This is a genomic window from Micromonospora echinospora (assembly GCF_014203425.1).
In the GTDB taxonomy this organism is placed as follows: Bacteria; Actinomycetota; Actinomycetes; order Mycobacteriales; family Micromonosporaceae; genus Micromonospora; species Micromonospora echinospora_A.
The window spans coordinates 6,715,367-6,731,065 of record NZ_JACHJC010000001.1 but is presented as its reverse complement, the minus strand read 5'-3'; the positions used below and the strand labels follow the sequence as shown (position 1 = coordinate 6,731,065).

At 71.6% G+C, this 15,699-nt stretch carries 14 protein-coding genes; 6 read left to right on the top strand and 8 right to left on the bottom strand.

Annotation, left to right across the window (positions count from 1 at the left end):
* The first annotated feature begins 105 nt into the window (after positions 1–105).
* The 3 genes from purN (at position 106) to FHU28_RS30300 (ending at position 2,913) form a co-directional block, all read left to right on the top strand.
* Positions 106–726 carry a phosphoribosylglycinamide formyltransferase gene (gene purN / locus FHU28_RS30310; protein WP_184688446.1) on the top strand — a complete coding sequence of 207 codons (621 nt, stop codon included), beginning with the start codon at positions 106–108 and terminating at the stop codon, positions 724–726.
* Entirely contained in the window at positions 723–2,297 is a 1,575-nt protein-coding gene (gene purH, locus FHU28_RS30305) for a bifunctional phosphoribosylaminoimidazolecarboxamide formyltransferase/IMP cyclohydrolase (protein ID WP_184688443.1), read from the top strand. The genes purN and purH overlap by 4 nt, the downstream gene beginning before the upstream one ends.
* Before the next feature lie 151 nt (positions 2,298–2,448).
* The gene (locus FHU28_RS30300; RefSeq protein ID WP_184688441.1) at positions 2,449–2,913 is read left to right on the top strand and encodes a hypothetical protein; all 465 of its coding nucleotides are present in this window, start codon (positions 2,449–2,451) and stop codon (positions 2,911–2,913) included.
* Positions 2,914–3,139: 226 nt separating this feature from the next.
* Here FHU28_RS30300 and FHU28_RS30295 read toward each other — a convergent pair whose 3' ends face one another.
* From FHU28_RS30295 to FHU28_RS30275, 5 genes are all read right to left on the bottom strand, one after another.
* On the bottom strand, positions 3,140–4,168 hold the full coding sequence (locus tag FHU28_RS30295; protein ID WP_184688439.1) for an ABC transporter ATP-binding protein: 1,029 nt from the start codon (positions 4,166–4,168) through the stop codon (positions 3,140–3,142).
* The gene (locus FHU28_RS30290; protein ID WP_184688436.1) at positions 4,152–5,189 is read right to left on the bottom strand and encodes an ABC transporter ATP-binding protein; all 1,038 of its coding nucleotides are present in this window, start codon (positions 5,187–5,189) and stop codon (positions 4,152–4,154) included. Before FHU28_RS30290 ends, FHU28_RS30295 begins: the two co-directional genes overlap by 17 nt.
* A 6-nt stretch (positions 5,190–5,195) precedes the next feature.
* Complete coding sequence (locus tag FHU28_RS30285) at positions 5,196–6,152, bottom strand: ABC transporter permease (protein ID WP_030501500.1); 957 nt, start codon at positions 6,150–6,152, stop codon at positions 5,196–5,198.
* Between the two features lie 18 nt (positions 6,153–6,170).
* Complete coding sequence (locus tag FHU28_RS30280) at positions 6,171–7,109, bottom strand: ABC transporter permease (RefSeq protein ID WP_184688433.1); 939 nt, start codon at positions 7,107–7,109, stop codon at positions 6,171–6,173.
* Between the two features lie 89 nt (positions 7,110–7,198).
* Positions 7,199–8,797: a peptide ABC transporter substrate-binding protein gene (locus FHU28_RS30275; protein WP_184688430.1), complete on the bottom strand. Its 1,599-nt coding sequence runs from the start codon at positions 8,795–8,797 to the stop codon at positions 7,199–7,201.
* A 390-nt stretch (positions 8,798–9,187) separates the two neighbouring features.
* Between FHU28_RS30275 and FHU28_RS30270 the strand changes: the two genes are divergently transcribed.
* Entirely contained in the window at positions 9,188–10,051 is an 864-nt protein-coding gene (locus tag FHU28_RS30270; protein ID WP_184688427.1) for a bifunctional methylenetetrahydrofolate dehydrogenase/methenyltetrahydrofolate cyclohydrolase, read from the top strand.
* 98 nt (positions 10,052–10,149) lie between these two features.
* Positions 10,150–11,100 (top strand): malate dehydrogenase, encoded by a 951-nt coding sequence (mdh, locus tag FHU28_RS30265; protein ID WP_116508574.1) that lies wholly within the window; start codon positions 10,150–10,152, stop codon positions 11,098–11,100.
* A 130-nt stretch (positions 11,101–11,230) separates the two neighbouring features.
* Here mdh and FHU28_RS30260 read toward each other — a convergent pair whose 3' ends face one another.
* Positions 11,231–12,022: an MBL fold metallo-hydrolase gene (locus FHU28_RS30260; protein WP_184688425.1), complete on the bottom strand. Its 792-nt coding sequence runs from the start codon at positions 12,020–12,022 to the stop codon at positions 11,231–11,233.
* Between the two features lie 140 nt (positions 12,023–12,162).
* Between FHU28_RS30260 and FHU28_RS30255 the strand changes: the two genes are divergently transcribed.
* Entirely contained in the window at positions 12,163–13,380 is a 1,218-nt protein-coding gene (locus FHU28_RS30255; RefSeq protein WP_184688423.1) for an NADP-dependent isocitrate dehydrogenase, read from the top strand.
* A gap of 313 nt (positions 13,381–13,693) precedes the next feature.
* Here FHU28_RS30255 and galT read toward each other — a convergent pair whose 3' ends face one another.
* Entirely contained in the window at positions 13,694–14,767 is a 1,074-nt protein-coding gene (galT, locus tag FHU28_RS30250; RefSeq protein WP_184688421.1) for a galactose-1-phosphate uridylyltransferase, read from the bottom strand.
* The gene (locus FHU28_RS30245; RefSeq protein ID WP_184688419.1) at positions 14,764–15,552 is read right to left on the bottom strand and encodes a DeoR/GlpR family DNA-binding transcription regulator; all 789 of its coding nucleotides are present in this window, start codon (positions 15,550–15,552) and stop codon (positions 14,764–14,766) included. The genes galT and FHU28_RS30245 overlap by 4 nt, the downstream gene beginning before the upstream one ends.
* Between the last annotated feature and the right edge of the window lie 147 nt (positions 15,553–15,699).

Below are 15,699 nucleotides of genomic sequence, written 5' to 3'. Positions count from 1 at the left end.
CACCGGGCGACCGGCAGCGTACCGCGAGCACGCCATCCCCGAGGTGACGCGACCGGCCCGCCTCCCCGTGGCCGGAGCGCCTGACCTGCCCGATAGGGTTGCCGCGTGACCGAGCCCGCGTCCGTCGCCCGCCTCGTCGTCCTCGTCTCCGGTTCCGGCAGCAACCTCCAGGCGCTGCTGGACGCCACCGCCGACCCCGGCTACGGCGCCCGGGTTGTCGCCGTCGGCGCCGACCGGGACGGGATCACCGGCCTGGACCGGGCCGCCGCCGCGGGCGTGCCGTCCTTCGTCGAGCGACTCAAGGACCACCCCACCCGCGCCGACTGGGACAAGGCGCTCACGGCGCGGGTCGCCGAGCACCGGCCCGATCTGGTCATCAGCGCCGGGTTCCTCAAGCTGGTCGGGCCGGAGTTCCTGGCCGCGTTCGGCGACCGCTACCTCAACACGCACAACACGCTGCTGCCGGCGTTCCCCGGCATCCACGGCCCCCGTGACGCGCTGGCGTACGGCGTGAAGGTCACCGGGGCCACGCTGTTCTTCGTCGACGCCGGGATGGACACCGGGCCGATCGTGGCCCAGGTCGCCGTGCCGGTGCTCGACGGCGACGACGAGGACACGCTCACCGAGCGCATCAAGTCCGCCGAGCGGCGCCAGCTCGTCGAGCAGGTCGGCCGGCTGGTCCGTGAAGGCTGGACGATCACCGGAAGAAAGGTCACCATCCCGTGAACGCCACTGAGGACGCCGGCCGCCGCCCGATCCGGCGCGCGCTGGTCAGCGTCTACGACAAGACCGGCCTGGCCGAGCTGGCCCGCGCCCTGCACGAGGCCGGCGTGGAGATCGTGTCGACCGGGAGCACCGCGTCGACGATCTCCGGCGCCGGCGTGCCGGTCACGCCGGTCGAGCAGGTCACCGGCTTCCCGGAGATCCTCGACGGGCGGGTCAAGACGCTGCACCCGAAGATCCACGGTGGTCTCCTCGCCGACCTGCGCAAGGACGCGCACGCCGCCCAGCTCGACGAGCACGGCATCGCCGGCATCGACCTGCTGGTGTCCAACCTCTACCCGTTCCAGGCCACAGTCGCCTCCGGCGCCGACACCGACGAGTGCGTGGAGCAGATCGACATCGGCGGTCCGGCGATGGTGCGGGCCGCGGCGAAGAACCACGCCTCGGTGGCGGTGGTGACCGACCCGGCTGCGTACCCGGCGGTGCGGGCCGCGCTCGCCGACGGCGGTTTCACTGTCGCCCAGCGCCGGGCGCTCGCCGCCCGGGCCTTCGCCGACATCGCCGACTACGACGTGGCGGTGGCCGACTGGTTCGCCACCACTGTGGCGCCGGCCGAGGACGGCTGGCCGCAGTTCGCCGGCCTGGCGCTGCGCCGCCAGGCCGTGCTGCGGTACGGCGAGAACCCGCACCAGGCGGCCGCGCTCTACACCGACCCGGGCGCGCCGGCCGGGCTGGCCCAGGCCGAGCAGCTGCACGGCAAGGAGATGTCCTACAACAACTACGTCGACGCGGACGCCGCCTGGCGGGCCGCCAACGACTTCCCGGACCAGCCGGCGGTGGCGATCATCAAGCACGCCAACCCGTGCGGCATCGCTGTGGGCGCGGACGTGGCCGAGGCGCACCGCAAGGCGCACGCCTGCGACCCGGTCTCCGCGTTCGGCGGCGTGATCGCGGTGAACCGGCCGGTGAGCGTGGAGCTGGCCGGTCAGGTCGCGGAGATCTTCACCGAGGTGCTCGTGGCGCCGGGCTTCGACGAGGGCGCGCTGGAGGTGCTGCGGGCCAAGAAGAACATCCGGCTGCTGCGGGCGCCCGCGTTCGCCACCCGGCCGGCGGAGTGGCGGCAGGTCAGCGGCGGCGTGCTGGTGCAGATGCGGGACGCTGTCGACGCGCCCGGCGACGACCCGTCCGGGTGGACGCTCGCCACCGGTGACCCGGCAGACCCCGCGACGCTGCGCGACCTGGCGTTCGCCTGGCGGTCGGTCCGCGCGGTCAAGAGCAACGCCATCCTGCTGGCCCGCGACGGCGCCACCGTCGGCGTCGGCATGGGTCAGGTCAACCGGGTGGACTCGGCGCGGCTGGCGGTCAGCCGGGCCGGTGACGAGCGGGCCCGCGGCTCGGTCTGCGCCTCGGACGCGTTCTTCCCGTTCGCCGACGGCCCGCAGATCCTCATCGACGCCGGGGTGCGGGCGATCGTCCAGCCGGGCGGTTCGATCCGGGACGAGGAGACCATCGCGGCCTGCAAGGCGGCCGGCGTCACCATGTACCTCACCGGGACGCGGCACTTCTTCCACTGACGAGTCCGGCCCGACCCGTCCGGGTGCGCCTGTCGTCCACACGGCGGACGCACCCGGACGTCGCGCCGTTGCCCGCCGCCGGAACCGGTTGCTAGCGTGTGCGCGGCGACGATCGACCGTCTCCGCCGCCCGTGAGACCGGCAGGTGTGCCATGCGCGTTCGCGACCGGTTGACCGCCGTCGTCGTCACGCTGGCGTTCGTCCTGGCCGGACTGGGATCGGCCGCCGCACCCGCCGTCACCGCACCGGCCGCCGCCGCGACCGTCGAAGCGCTCGGCGCATCCGCCGCCGTGCCGCCCGCTCCCGCCGCCGCGCCGCCCGCCCTCGCCGCCGCGCCACCCGCCGAAGCGCTCGCCGCCGCGGCGAGCGGAACGAGCCCGGCCGCGCTGCGTGCCGCGTACCCCGAACGGTCCTGGTCGGAGCTTGCCGCCGGGCCCTGGCACGACCACGGCGGCGGCCTCGGTTACGCCGACGGACCGGACGACCTGGCCCCGGCCGCGCTCCCGCGCGTGGCCGGTCCGGCCGTCCCGGAGCCCGTCGTGCCCGCGCCCCGGCCGCCGGTCGTGCCGCTGCCGCCGCGCGGCCCGCTCGCCGCGCGCGCCCCGCCGGCCGCCTGAGCCGCACCGAACCCGCAGTCCGCACCGGGACGCCGCACTCGCGCCGCACCGGAATCCGCCGCGTCGACCCGGCGGTTTCCGCCGCGAGCTGCCCGTCCACCGGTACGGCGGCGCGCCTCACGCCGCCGGGTCCGCCTCGGGTTCGTTCCGGGTCCGCCTTCCGCACGCGTGCCCGCAGCGGAGGCCCCGCCCCCTCTTCCTCCGGGGGACGGGGCCTTCGTCGCGCTCAGACGTCGGCGCGGACCTCGGCGAAGTGGCAGGCGCTGGGGTGCGGGTCGGCGGCCCGGAGCACGGTCTGCGGGTCCTGGACCGCGCAGACCTCCTCGGCCTTCCAGCAGCGGGTCCGGAAGTGGCAGCCGGACGGCGGCTCGGCCGGGCTGGGCACGTCGCCGCTCAGCCGGATGATGGTCTGCCGGTCGCGGGCCTCCGGGTCGGGCACCGGCACCGCCGACAGCAGTGCCTGGGTGTACGGATGGGTGGCCCGCTCGTAGATCTGCTCCTCGGTGCCGATCTCGACGATCCGGCCCAGGTACATCACCGCGACCCGGTCGGAGATGTGCCGCACCACCGACAGGTCGTGGGCGATGAAGACGTAGGACAGCCCGAACTCGTCCTGGAGCTGCTCCAACAGGTTGATCACCTGGGCCTGGATGGAGACGTCCAGGGCCGACACCGGCTCGTCGCAGACGATGATCTCGGGGCGCAGCGCGAGCGCCCGGGCGATGCCGATGCGCTGCCGCTGACCGCCGGAGAACTGGTGCGGGTACCGGTTGACGTGTTCCGGGTTGAGCCCGACCACGTCCAGCAGCTCCTGCACCCGCTGCCGTCGGCTGCGCTTCGGCGCGACCTCCGAGTGGATCTCGAACGGCTCGCCGACGATGTCGCCGACTGTCATCCGCGGGTTCAGCGAGGTGTACGGGTCCTGCATCACCATCTGCATGTTGCGGCGCAGCCGGCGCAGCTCGGCGCCCTTGGCGCGGAACAGGTCCCGGCCCTCCAGCGTGGCCCGCCCGGCGGTCGGGGTCTCCAGCCGCATGAGCAGCCGGGCCAGCGTGGACTTGCCGCAGCCGGACTCGCCGACCACGCCGAGCGTCTCGCCGCGCCGCAGTTCGAACGAGACGCCGTCGACCGCCTTGACCTGGCCGATGGTCTTCTTGAACAGCACGCCCTGGCTGATCGGGAAGTGTTTGACCAGGTCGTCGACGGCGAGGATGGTCTCGCCGCGCACCTTGGCGGGCTCAGCCGGCGCTGTCATCGTGCACCTCCTGCGCGAAGTGGCACGCGCTGGTCCGACCGTCGCCGAGCACCAGGTCGTGCGGCACCTCGTCCACACAGACCTGCTGGACGTACGGGCACCGGGGGTGGAACGGGCAGCCGGACGGGATCGCCATCAGGTTCGGCGGCAGCCCGCGGATGCTCGACAACGCCTGGCCGCGCACGTCCAGGCGCGGGATCGACTCCAGCAACCCCTTCGTGTACGGGTGGGCGGGCGCCCGGTACAGCGTGTGCACGTCGGCGTGCTCGACGATGCGGCCCGCGTACATGACCGCGATCCGGTCGGCCACGCCGGCGACCACACCCAGGTCATGGGTGATCAGGATGAGCGCCGTGCCGAGGTCGCGACGCAGGTCGGCCAGGAGGTCCATGATCTGCGCCTGCACGGTGACGTCCAGCGCCGTGGTCGGTTCGTCGGCGATCAGCACCTTCGGGTCGAGCGCCAGCGCCATGGCGATCATGACCCGCTGGCGCATGCCGCCGGAGAACTGGTGCGGGTAGTCGCCGAGCCGCTTCGCCGCCGCCGGGATCCGGACCAGGTCCATCAGCTCGACAGTGCGCTTGCGCGCGTCGGCCCGGGACATCCCGGCCCGCTCGCGCAGCGACTCGCCGATCTGCCAGCCGACCGGGAAGACCGGGTTCAGCGCCGACAGCGCGTCCTGGAAGATCATCGCGATCTCGGTGCCGCGTACCTGCCGGCGTTCCTCCTCCGGGCGGGTGAGCAGGTCACGCCCCTGGTAGAGGATCTGCCCGCCGCGCACGTACGCGGGCGGGGTGTCCAGGATGCCCATGATCGCCTGCGCGGTGACGGACTTGCCGGAGCCGGACTCCCCGAGCACGGCGAGCGTCTCACCGGCGTCCAGGTGGTACGTCACCCCGTTGATCACCCGGGCCACGCCCTCGCGGGTGCGGAACTCCACGTGCAGGTCCCGTACCTCCAGCAGGTGCCCGCCCGGCGGGGTGGGTGAGGCCGGCGTCGGCCGGACCGCGTTCTGCGTCATGAGAGGTCACCGGAGCTTCGGGTCGAAGGCGTCGCGGATCGCGTCGCCGAGCATGATGAAGGCGAGGACGGTCAGGGCGAGGAAGGCCGACGGCACGATCAGGGGCGTCGCCGACTCGCGCATGTGCACCCGTCCGGCGTCGATGTCGATGCCCCAGGAGATGGTCGGCGCCTTCAGGCCGATGCCGAGGAAGCTCAGCGTCGCCTCGGCCGCGATGAACGAGCCGAGCGCGATGGTGAGCACCACGATGGCCGGGGCGAGCGCGTTCGGCAGGATGTGCCGCCACATGATCCGGCCGTTGCCGGCCCCGAGCATCCGGGCGGCTGCCACGTAGTCCTGCTCCCGGGCGGTGATCACCGAGGAGCGGACCACCCGGGCCGCAGTGGTCCACCCGAGCAGCGCCAGCACGAAGATCACCGCGAACAGCCGTACCGTGTCGCCGCTGGTGCTGACCCGCTTGAGCAGGACGATCGCGGCCAGCAGCAGGGGAATGCCGAGCACGATGTCGATCACCCGGGAGAGCACCGCGTCGACCCAGCCGCCGAAGTAGCCGGCGAGCATCCCGACGACGAGCGCGATCACGCCGGTGATCAGCGCGGAGAGCGCGCCCACGAGCAGCGAGGCGCGGGCGCCGTAGACCGCGCGGGCGAACGTGTCGCAGCCCTGGAAGTCGTACCCGAAGATGGCCCCGCCGGACGGCCCGGCGTGCTGGCGGGAGAGCACGCAGTCGCGCGGGTCGTTCGCGGCGAACAGCCCGGGGGCCACCGCCATCGCGGCGACCAGCACCACCAGGAGCAGGCTGATCCAGAAGACCGGGTTGCGGCGCAGGTCCCGCCAGGCGTCCCCGGCCAGGCTGCGGGCCCGGTCCGGCCGCCCGGCCCGGCCGGGCGTGCCCGGTTCGCCGGAGACGCCGCGCCGCGCCGCCTGGTTCTCCGTCGCCGCCACCGTCTCGAAGTCACTCACGGCCGCACCTCGCTGCGCTCACTCATAGCGGATCCTCGGGTCGAGGACGGCGTAGAGCACGTCCACCACCAGGTTGGAGAGCAGGTAGACCACGACGAGCACGCTGACGATGCCGACCACGAGCGGGCCGTCCTCGGTGCGGATGCCGCGGAACAGGTTGAAGCCGACGCCGGGAACGTTGAAAACGCCCTCGGTGATGATCGCGCCGCCCATCAGGTTGCCCAGCTCGACGCCGAGGAAGGTGATCACCGGGATGAGCGAGTTGCGCAGCACGTGCACGCCGACGATCCGGCGTCGCCGCAGGCCCTTCGAGCGGGCGGTGCGGACGTAGTCGGCGCGCAGGTTCTCGGTCACCGACGTCCGGGTCAGCCGCAGCGCGGTGGCCAGGGACAGCGAGCCGAGCACGATGCCTGGTAGCAGCAGCGCGTAGAAGGACGGCTGGGCGCCGGCGGTGGGCGGGAAGATCGGCCACCGTACGCCGAGGAAGTACTGCGCCAGCGGCGCGAGCACGATGGTGGGTATGCCGAGCACCAGCAGCGTGACCACGAGCGTGGCGTGGTCGAACACGCCGGAGCGGCGGATGGCCGCGATCACGCCGGCGGTGACCCCGAAGATCACGGTGACCGCCATCGCGATCACTGCCAGCTTGAGGGTGACCGGCCAGGCGGCGGCGAGGATGTCGCTGATCTGCCGCCCGGTCAGCGACTGTCCGAGGTCGCCCCGGACCAGGCTGCCGAGGTAGTCGAAGTAGCGGTAGAAGAAGCCGCCGACACCCGTCGCGTCCAGGTGGTACTTCTCGGTCAGGTAGGCCCGCTGCGCGGCGGTCACCGGCCGCTCCCCGGCGAGGGCCTGGATCGGGTCGCCCTGCCCGGCGAACATCAGCGCGTAGACGATCAGAGTGGTCCCGAAGAAGGCGAGGACCATCTGGAGCAGTCGCCGCAGGATGAACCGGAGCATGCTGGCAAGTCTGCCGAAAACGGGTTAAATGCGTGCCAATGCCAGGGCCGGGCCACCCGGTGGGGGTGGCCCGGCCCGTCAGCAGGGTGTCAGGCGATTTCGATCTTCAGCAGGTCCACCCGGTCGAAGAGGTCCACGTGGACGTTCTTGACCTTGGTCGAGTGGCCGAAGTTGTTCTGCCCGTACCGCAGCGGGATCACCGGCATGTCCTGCGCGAGCAGGTCCTCCGCCGCCTGGTACTTCTTGATCGCCTCGTCCTCCGACGCCGCCCGGGCGCCCTCGGCGAGCAGCTTGTCGAACTCCGGGTTGCTGTAGCCGTAGTAGTTCGACGAGCCGGTGCTGCTGTACAGCGGGCCGAGGTAGTTCTCCATGGACGGGTAGTCCATGACCCAGCCCATCCGGAACAGGCCGACCGGCTGCTTCTGCTTGAGCTTGGTCAGCAGGTCCGCGAACTTCGGCTCGGCGGTGCCGACGCAGTCCACGCCCAGGTTGGCCTTGAGCTGGTTGCAGGTGGCGTCGATCCAGTCCTTGTGACCGCCGTCGCCGTTGTAGGACAGCTCGATCTTCTTCGGGCCGCCCGCGGCCTCGTACACGGCCTTGGCCTTGACCGGGTCGAACGCGCCGGCGGTGCCGATGGTGTTCTCCCGGTAGCCGGCGACCACCGGCGAGACGAACGAGCGGGCCGGCTGCTGCGAGTCCTTGAAGATCGACTTGGTGATCTCGTCCCGGTCGATCGCCATCGAGATGGCCTTGCGCACCTCGGGCTTGCTGAACTCCTCCTGGAACGTCGGGAAGGCCAGCACCTGCAGCGACGAGGCCGGGCTCTGCTGGTAGCGGTCGCCCAGGTCGGTCGCGGCGGTGGACAGGTTCTCGGTCGGGATCGTCTTGATCACGTCGAGGTTGTCCGACAGCACGTCGGCGTACGCGGCGGTCGGCTGCTGGTAGATGCGGAACTCGACGCCGCCGACCTTGGGCTGCTGGCCCGGGAAGGCGTCGTAGCGCTCCACCTCGACCTTGGCGTCGTGCTGCCAGCTGCCCTTCATCTTGAACGGGCCCTGACCGATCGGGGCCTGCTCGTAGCCCTCGGCCAGCACGCCCGGCGCGGAGAAGGCCGCCTCGGGCAGCGGGTAGAAGGCGGTGTAGCCGAGCATGGACTTGAAGTCCACGTACGGCTCGGCGAGCGTCACCGTGAAGGTCAGGTCGTCGACCTTCTGCAGGCCGCTGAGCGTCTTCGCCTTCGGCGTCTCGCCCTGGAGGTCGTCGTAGCCGGCCACCTTCTCGAAGAAGTAGCTGGAGTTCTGGCCGTTCGGGGCGTACGCGCCGTAGTTCCAGGCGTCGATGTAGTTGTCGGCGGTGACCTTCTCGCCGTTGTGGAACGTGTAGCCGGGCTTCAGCTTGATCGTCCAGACCTTGTTGTCCGACGTCGTCACCGAGTCCGCCGCCACCTCGTGCGGCTTGTTCGCCTCGTCGTAGTCGACGAGCGGGCTGAACAGGGCCGACAGGACCTGGGAGCCGCTCGTCTCGTTGGTGTTTGTGGGCACCAGGTGCTGCGGCTCGGCGATCTCGATCCGCACGGCCGCGTCGGGGTTGCTGGCACCGCCGCTGCCGCCGCCCGAGCCGCAGGCCGTCAGACCCAGCGTCACCGCGAGCGGGAGCGCGGCCCAGGCCGCGAGCCTACGAACACGCATGTGGTCTCCTCATCTCCTCACGCTGCGCGGTCGTCCCGACATTGGGTGACTCTGCGCAACGAGCGGTAACGGTAGGTCGCGGTCCGGCCCATCGACAACTGGCGCGTGGTGGATCGATGACGGATCGTGCTCGCCCCGCCTTGTCGCTGCCGCTGACGCGTGCTAAACCCCGCTCCTTCCTGGCCTTTCCTTGGCCGTTGGTGTTCCGTGCGGGTGTGCCCGGGAGGTTCTGGGGTGCCCGTGACCACTGTCCGGTCCCTGCCTGCGAGGGTGCGATCAGGCTGCTGCGTCACAGTGACTGGTCACTCTCCGTGATTTAGGGCACGTTGCGCAGCGTGATCGTCGGCCGTCGTCGTCCGGGCCCGCCCGCGGGCGTGAGACGATCACGACGTGACGGCGACGATCCTGGACGGCAAGGCCACCGCGGCGGAGATCAAGGACGAGCTACGAGCCCGGGTCAAGGCGCTCGCGGAACGCGGCATCACCCCCGGCCTCGGCACGGTGCTGGTCGGGGAGGACCCCGGCTCCCAGGCGTACGTCAACGGCAAGCACCGCGACTGCGCCGAGGTCGGCATCGCCTCGCTGCGGGTCACGCTGCCGGCCGACGCCACCCAGGAGCAGCTCGACACGGCGCTCGCCGAGCTGAACGCCGACCCGGCCTGCCACGGCTACATCGTCCAGCTCCCGCTCCCCGGGCACCTCGACACCCAGCGCGCGCTGGAGTCGATCGACCCGGACAAGGACGCCGACGGGCTGCACCCGGTCAACCTGGGCCGGCTCGTCCTCGGGTACGACGCGCCGCTGCCCTGCACCCCGCGCGGCATCGTGGAGCTGCTGCGCCGGCACGACGTGCCGCTGAGCGGCGCGAACGTGGCCGTCGTCGGCCGGGGCAACACCGTCGGCCGCCCGCTGGGCCTGCTGCTGACCCGGCGCAGCGAGAACGCCACAGTGACGCTCTGCCACACCGGCACGCTCGACCTCGCCGCGCACACCCGCGCCGCGGACGTCGTCATCGTCGCCGCCGGGGTGCCGGGCCTGCTCACCGCCGACATGGTCAACCCGGGCGCGACAGTGGTCGACGTCGGCATCACCCGCGTGATCGGCGAAGACGGCAAGGGGCGCTACACCGGCGACGTCGACCCGGAGGTGACCGAGGTCGCCGGCAAGGTGGTGCCGATGCCCGGCGGCGTCGGCCCGATGACCCGCGCGATGCTCCTGACCAACGTGGTCGAACGGGCCGAGCGGGCGGGCTGACACTCAGCCAGGTCATAACCGTCTGCCCCTGGCCCGATCGGTGCCAGGATGGCTGATACGGTCCGGAAAACCGACTGGTATCAGGGAGTGGGACGACCATGGGTAAGAAGGTCACTGTCGTCGGCGCCGGTTTCTACGGCTCGACCACCGCACAGCGCCTGGCCGAGTACGACGTCTTCGACACCGTCGTGATCACCGACATCGTGGAGGGCAAGCCGGCGGGTCTCGCGCTCGACCTCAACCAGTCCCGCGCGGTCGAGGGCTTCGAGACCAAGGTCGTCGGCGTCACCACCGGCCCGAACGGCGAGGGCTACGACGCCATCGAGGGCTCGGACGTGGTCGTCATCACCGCCGGCCTGCCGCGCAAGCCGGGCATGAGCCGGATGGACCTGCTGGAGACCAACGCCAAGATCGTCCGGCAGGTCTCCGAGAACGTCGCCAAGTACGCCCCGAACGCCGTCGTCATCGTGGTGTCCAACCCGCTCGACGAGATGACCGCGCTGGCCCAGCTCGCCACCCAGTTCCCCAAGAACCGGGTGCTCGGCCAGGCCGGCATGCTCGACACCGCCCGCTTCACCAACTTCGTCGCCGAGGCGCTGAGCGTACCGGTGAAGTCGGTACGGACCCTGACGCTCGGCTCGCACGGCGACACCATGGTCCCGGTGCCGTCCAAGAGCACTGTGAACGGCAAGCCGCTGCGTGACGTCATGCCGGCCGAGCAGATCGAGGAGCTGGTCGTCAAGACCCGCAACGGTGGCGCCGAGGTCGTCGCGCTGCTCAAGACCGGTTCCGCGTACTACGCCCCGTCCGCCGCCGCGGCCCGGATGGCGAAGGCCGTGGCCGAGGACTCCGGCGAGGTCATGCCGGTCTGCGCCTGGGTCGACGGCGAGTACGGCATCGCCGGCGTCTACCTGGGCGTCGAGGCCGAGATCGGCGCCGAGGGCGTGAAGCGGGTCGTCGAGACCGACCTGGACGCCGACGAGCTGGCCGCGCTGAAGGAGGCCGCCGAGGCGGTCCGCGCCAAGCAGGGCGACGTCGCCAGCATGTGACGCCCGTACCACCGCGTCGAAGGCCCGCCGGCTTCCGCGGCGGGCCTTCTGCTGTCCTGCCCGCGGTTCTCCCCGTCGATCATGAAGTTGACGGCGGAAATGGAGATCAACTCGGCCGCCAACCTCATGATCAATCGGGGGGTGGGTGGGGGGTGAAGGGGGCGGTCAGGTGAGGGGTGGCAAGGACGGCGGGGGAGAGGGTTGCCAGCAGGTGCTGACGGGAATGGCGGGCCGTGTCCGGGTCCTCCTCGTGGGCGTATGCCAGCTCCGGGGCGACCAGTTGGATCGCGTGCACCAGCAGGTCGCCGGTGACCAGGAGACGATCGTCGTCCGCCTCGATGAGCACCGACTGGTGGCCCGGCGTGTGCCCGGGCGTGTGCAGCAGCCGTACCCCCGGGGTGAGGGTGGTCTCGCCGTCGACCACCCGCAGCCGGCCGGCGGCGCGCAACGGCCCCAGCAGCCGGGCCGGCAGTTCCGGGTGGAACAGCTCCAGCGCGTCCAGCTCCGCGCGCTGGACCAGGTGATCCGCGTTCGGGAAGAGCGGGCCGGCCCAGCCCACGTGGTCGGTGTGCAGATGGGTGAGGACCACCGTGCGGACGTCGGCCGGGTCGATGCCGGCGGCCGCCAGCTCCGCGGGCAGCCGGCCCGGGACCGGCGCCCAGCTCGCGGCGAGCGAGTCGGCCGGGCCGATCCCGGCGTCGACAAGGGTGACCGGACCGTCGCCGGACCGCACGGCGAAGGCGCGGAACCGCAGCCACCACCGGCCGTCGGCGGTCACCGCGCCCGGGTCGAGCCGGTCGGCCGCCCGCCAGTGCGCCTCCGTGGCGCCGGGAAACGCCTCGCCGCGGGGCTGGAAGAAGGGCCCCTCGCCGTCGGAGAGCGCGGTGACCGTGATAGACCCGAGAGTGCGGCTGCGCGGCATCCGGACGATGATGCCAGCGGGTCGCGGTGCGGCGCAGCCCGCTTTCCGGCGGTCCACCCCGGGCCGCCTGGGGACTGCCGACCAGTTTCCAGTACGCTCGTACTGCTTGAGCACGTGTCCCCCGAGAGGAGCGCCGGCCGATGGCGAAGATCAAGGTAAACAACCCGGTCGTGGAAATCGACGGCGACGAGATGACCCGGATCATCTGGAAGCAGATCCGGGAGCAGCTGATCCTGCCCTACCTCGACGTCGACCTGCACTACTACGACCTGTCGATCCAGCACCGTGACGCCACCGACGACCAGGTCACGGTCGACGCCGCGAACGCCATCAAGGAGCACGGCGTCGGCGTCAAGTGCGCCACCATCACCCCGGACGAGGCCCGGGTGGAGGAGTTCGGCCTGAAGAAGATGTGGCGGTCGCCGAACGGCACCATCCGCAACATCCTCGGCGGCGTGGTCTTCCGCGAGCCGATCATCATGTCGAACGTGCCGCGGCTCGTCCCGGGCTGGACCAAGCCGATCATCATCGGCCGGCACGCGCACGGCGACCAGTACAAGGCCACCGACTTCGTCGTCCCCGGCCCGGGCACGGTGACCATCACCTACACCCCGGCCGACGGCGGCACCCCGATGGAGATGGAGGTCGCCAAATTCCCCGGCGGCGGCATCGCCATGGGCATGTACAACTACGACGAGTCGATCCGGGACTTCGCCCGCGCCTCGTTCCGGTACGGCCTGGACCGCAACTACCCGGTCTACATGTCCACCAAGAACACCATCCTCAAGGCGTACGACGGCCGGTTCAAGGACATCTTCGCCGAGGTGTTCGAGAGCGAGTTCAAGGCCGAGTTCGACGCCGCCGGCCTCACCTACGAGCACCGGCTGATCGACGACATGGTCGCCGCCGCGCTCAAGTGGGAGGGCGGGTACGTCTGGGCCTGCAAGAACTACGACGGTGACGTGCAGTCCGACACCGTGGCGCAGGGCTTCGGCTCGCTCGGCCTGATGACCTCGGTGCTGCTCTCCCCGGACGGCCGCACCGTCGAGGCCGAGGCCGCCCACGGCACCGTCACCCGGCACTACCGGCAGTACCAGAAGGGCGAGAAGACCTCGACCAACCCGATCGCCTCGATCTACGCCTGGACCCGGGGCCTGGCCCACCGGGGCAAGCTGGACGGCACCCCGGCGGTCACCGAGTTCGCCGACACGCTGGAGAAGGTCATCGTGGACACCGTCGAGGGCGGCCAGATGACCAAGGACCTCGCGCTGCTCATCTCGCGGGACGCCCCGTGGCTGACCACCGACGAGTTCATGAACGCGCTCGACGAGAACCTGGCCCGCCGGCTCGCCGCCTGACGTGCAAGGAAGGGCCCCTTCTTAACGCCTCGCGTTGTAGAAGGGGCCCTTTTTAACACCTCAGGGCCGTCGGGGCGGCGTGACCTCGCTCGGTGCGCTCTCGTTGACAGGGTGGACGAGATGCCAGTCGCGTCCAGGAAGGTGGGTCACGGTCGCGCGCCGGCCGGCCGACCTTCGTGGCTGCTGAGCGCAGCCAGCCGTCCCTTCCCTGCGGGGGGTCCTGTCCCGGGCCCCCCGCGCCCCCATGCGCGGGCCGCGGTTGTTAACAAGGGGCCCTTCCTCTACCGCAGGCGTTAACAGGGGGCCCTTCCTTTCACGCGGCGCGGAGCAGTTCGGCGGCTCGCTCGGGGGCGATGTCGTTGATGAACACGCCCATGCCGGACTCCGACCCGGCCAGGTACTTCAGCTTGTCCTTGGCGCGCCGGATGCTGAACAGCTGCAGGTGCAGGTGGCCCAGCTCCCGGTCGATCCGTACCGGCGCCTGGTGCCAGGCCGCGATGTACGGCATGGGCAGGTCGAACAGCCCGTCGAAGCGGCGCAGCAGGTCCAGGTAGAGCGGCCCGAACGCGTCCCGCTCGGCGTCGTCGAGCGCCGGGATGTCGGGCACCGGCCGGTGCGGCGCCACGTGCACCTCGAACGGCCAGCGCGCCGCCGCCGGGACGTACGCGGTCCAGTGCTCGTTGCTCGTCACCACCCGCTCCCCGGCGGCGCGCTCGGCGGCCAGCACGTCGGCGTACAGGTTGCCCCCGGTGCGTTCGGCGTGCCGCCGGGCGGCGGCCAGCATGTCGCGGGTGCGCGGCGTGACGAACGGGTACGCGTAGATCTGGCCGTGCGGGTGATGCAGCGTCACGCCGATCTCCACGCCCCGGTTCTCGAACGGGAAGACCTGCTCCACGCCGGGCAGCGCGCTCAGCGCTGTGGTGCGGTCGGCGAGCGCGTCCAGCACCGTGCGCACCCGGCTCGGGGAGAGCCGGGCGAACGAGGCGTTGTGGTCGTCGGTGAAGCAGACCACCTCGCACTTGCCGCGCCCGGGCCGTACCGGGGTGAACGGCGTGATCTCGGCCGGTTCGTCGGCCACCCGCTGGCTCAGCGACGGGAACCGGTTCTCGAACACGACCACGTCGTAGTTCGGCGCCGGGATCTCGCTGTGCCGGTCGCCCCGGGACGGGCACAGCGGGCACTGGTCGGCGGGGGGCAGGAACGTGCGGGTCTGCCGGTGCACCGCCACCGCCACCCACTCGTCGGTCAGCGGGTCGTACCGCAGCTGCGAGGCGGGCGGGGGAGGGGGCAGGTCCCGCCGGTCCGGCTGGTCCCGGACTGCGTCGTCCCGCTCGTCGAAGTAGATCAGCTCGCGGCCGTCGGCCAGCGCGATCTGCGTACGCTTCACTCCGCCCCCCTCTTCGCGGGCACCGTCACCAGCTCGCCCACCCTGTCCTCGAGTACCCGTCGTGCCTCGGGTGCCAACCGGCCGTCGGTGACCAGCACGTCTGCCGCGTCCAGCGGCACGATCGACGAGATGCCGACGGTGCCCCACTTGGTGTGGTCGGCCAGCACCACGAGCCGGTCCGCGGCGGCCACGAGCGCCCGGTTCGTGTCCGCCTCCATCAGATTGGGCGTGGTGAACCCGGCCCGTTCGCTGATCCCGTGCACGCCGAGAAAGAGCACGTCCAGGTGGAGCGCGGCGATCGCGGCCACGGCGAGCGGACCGACGAGCGCGTCCGACGGCGTGCGTACCCCGCCGGTGAGCACCACTGTCTGGTCGGGCCGGCCGCCGACGTGCAGCGCCTCCGCCACCGGCAGCGAGTTGGTGACCACTGTGAGGCCGGGCACGTCGACCAGCCGCCGGGCCAGCTCGGCGGTGGTGGTGCCGGCGGAGAGCGCGATGGCGGCGCCGGGCCGGACCAGCCGGGCGGCGTGGTCGGCGATCGCTGCCTTCTCGGCGGCCTGGCGGTCGGCCTTGGCGCGGAAGCCGGGCTCGTCTGTCGAACCGGGGCCGGCCGGCGTCGCGCCGCCGTGCACCTTGGCGAGCAGGCCCTGCTCGTGCAGCGTGTCCAGGTCGCGGCGGATGGTCATGTCGGACACGCCGAACTCGGCGGCCAGCTCGGTGACCCGGACGCCACCGGCGAGACGCAGTCGTTCCAGGATCGCCGTCTGCCGCTGCCGCGCCAGCATCCCGGGCACACCTCCGAGCGTCACCGACCGCGCGATGTCACGTGGTCGAACGTGTTCCAACAAAGACGAACACTACCGCGCAATGAGGGACGACGCGAGACCGCCGCCGTCCAGAGGCTGGACGACGGCGGTCGGTGCTGACGTGCC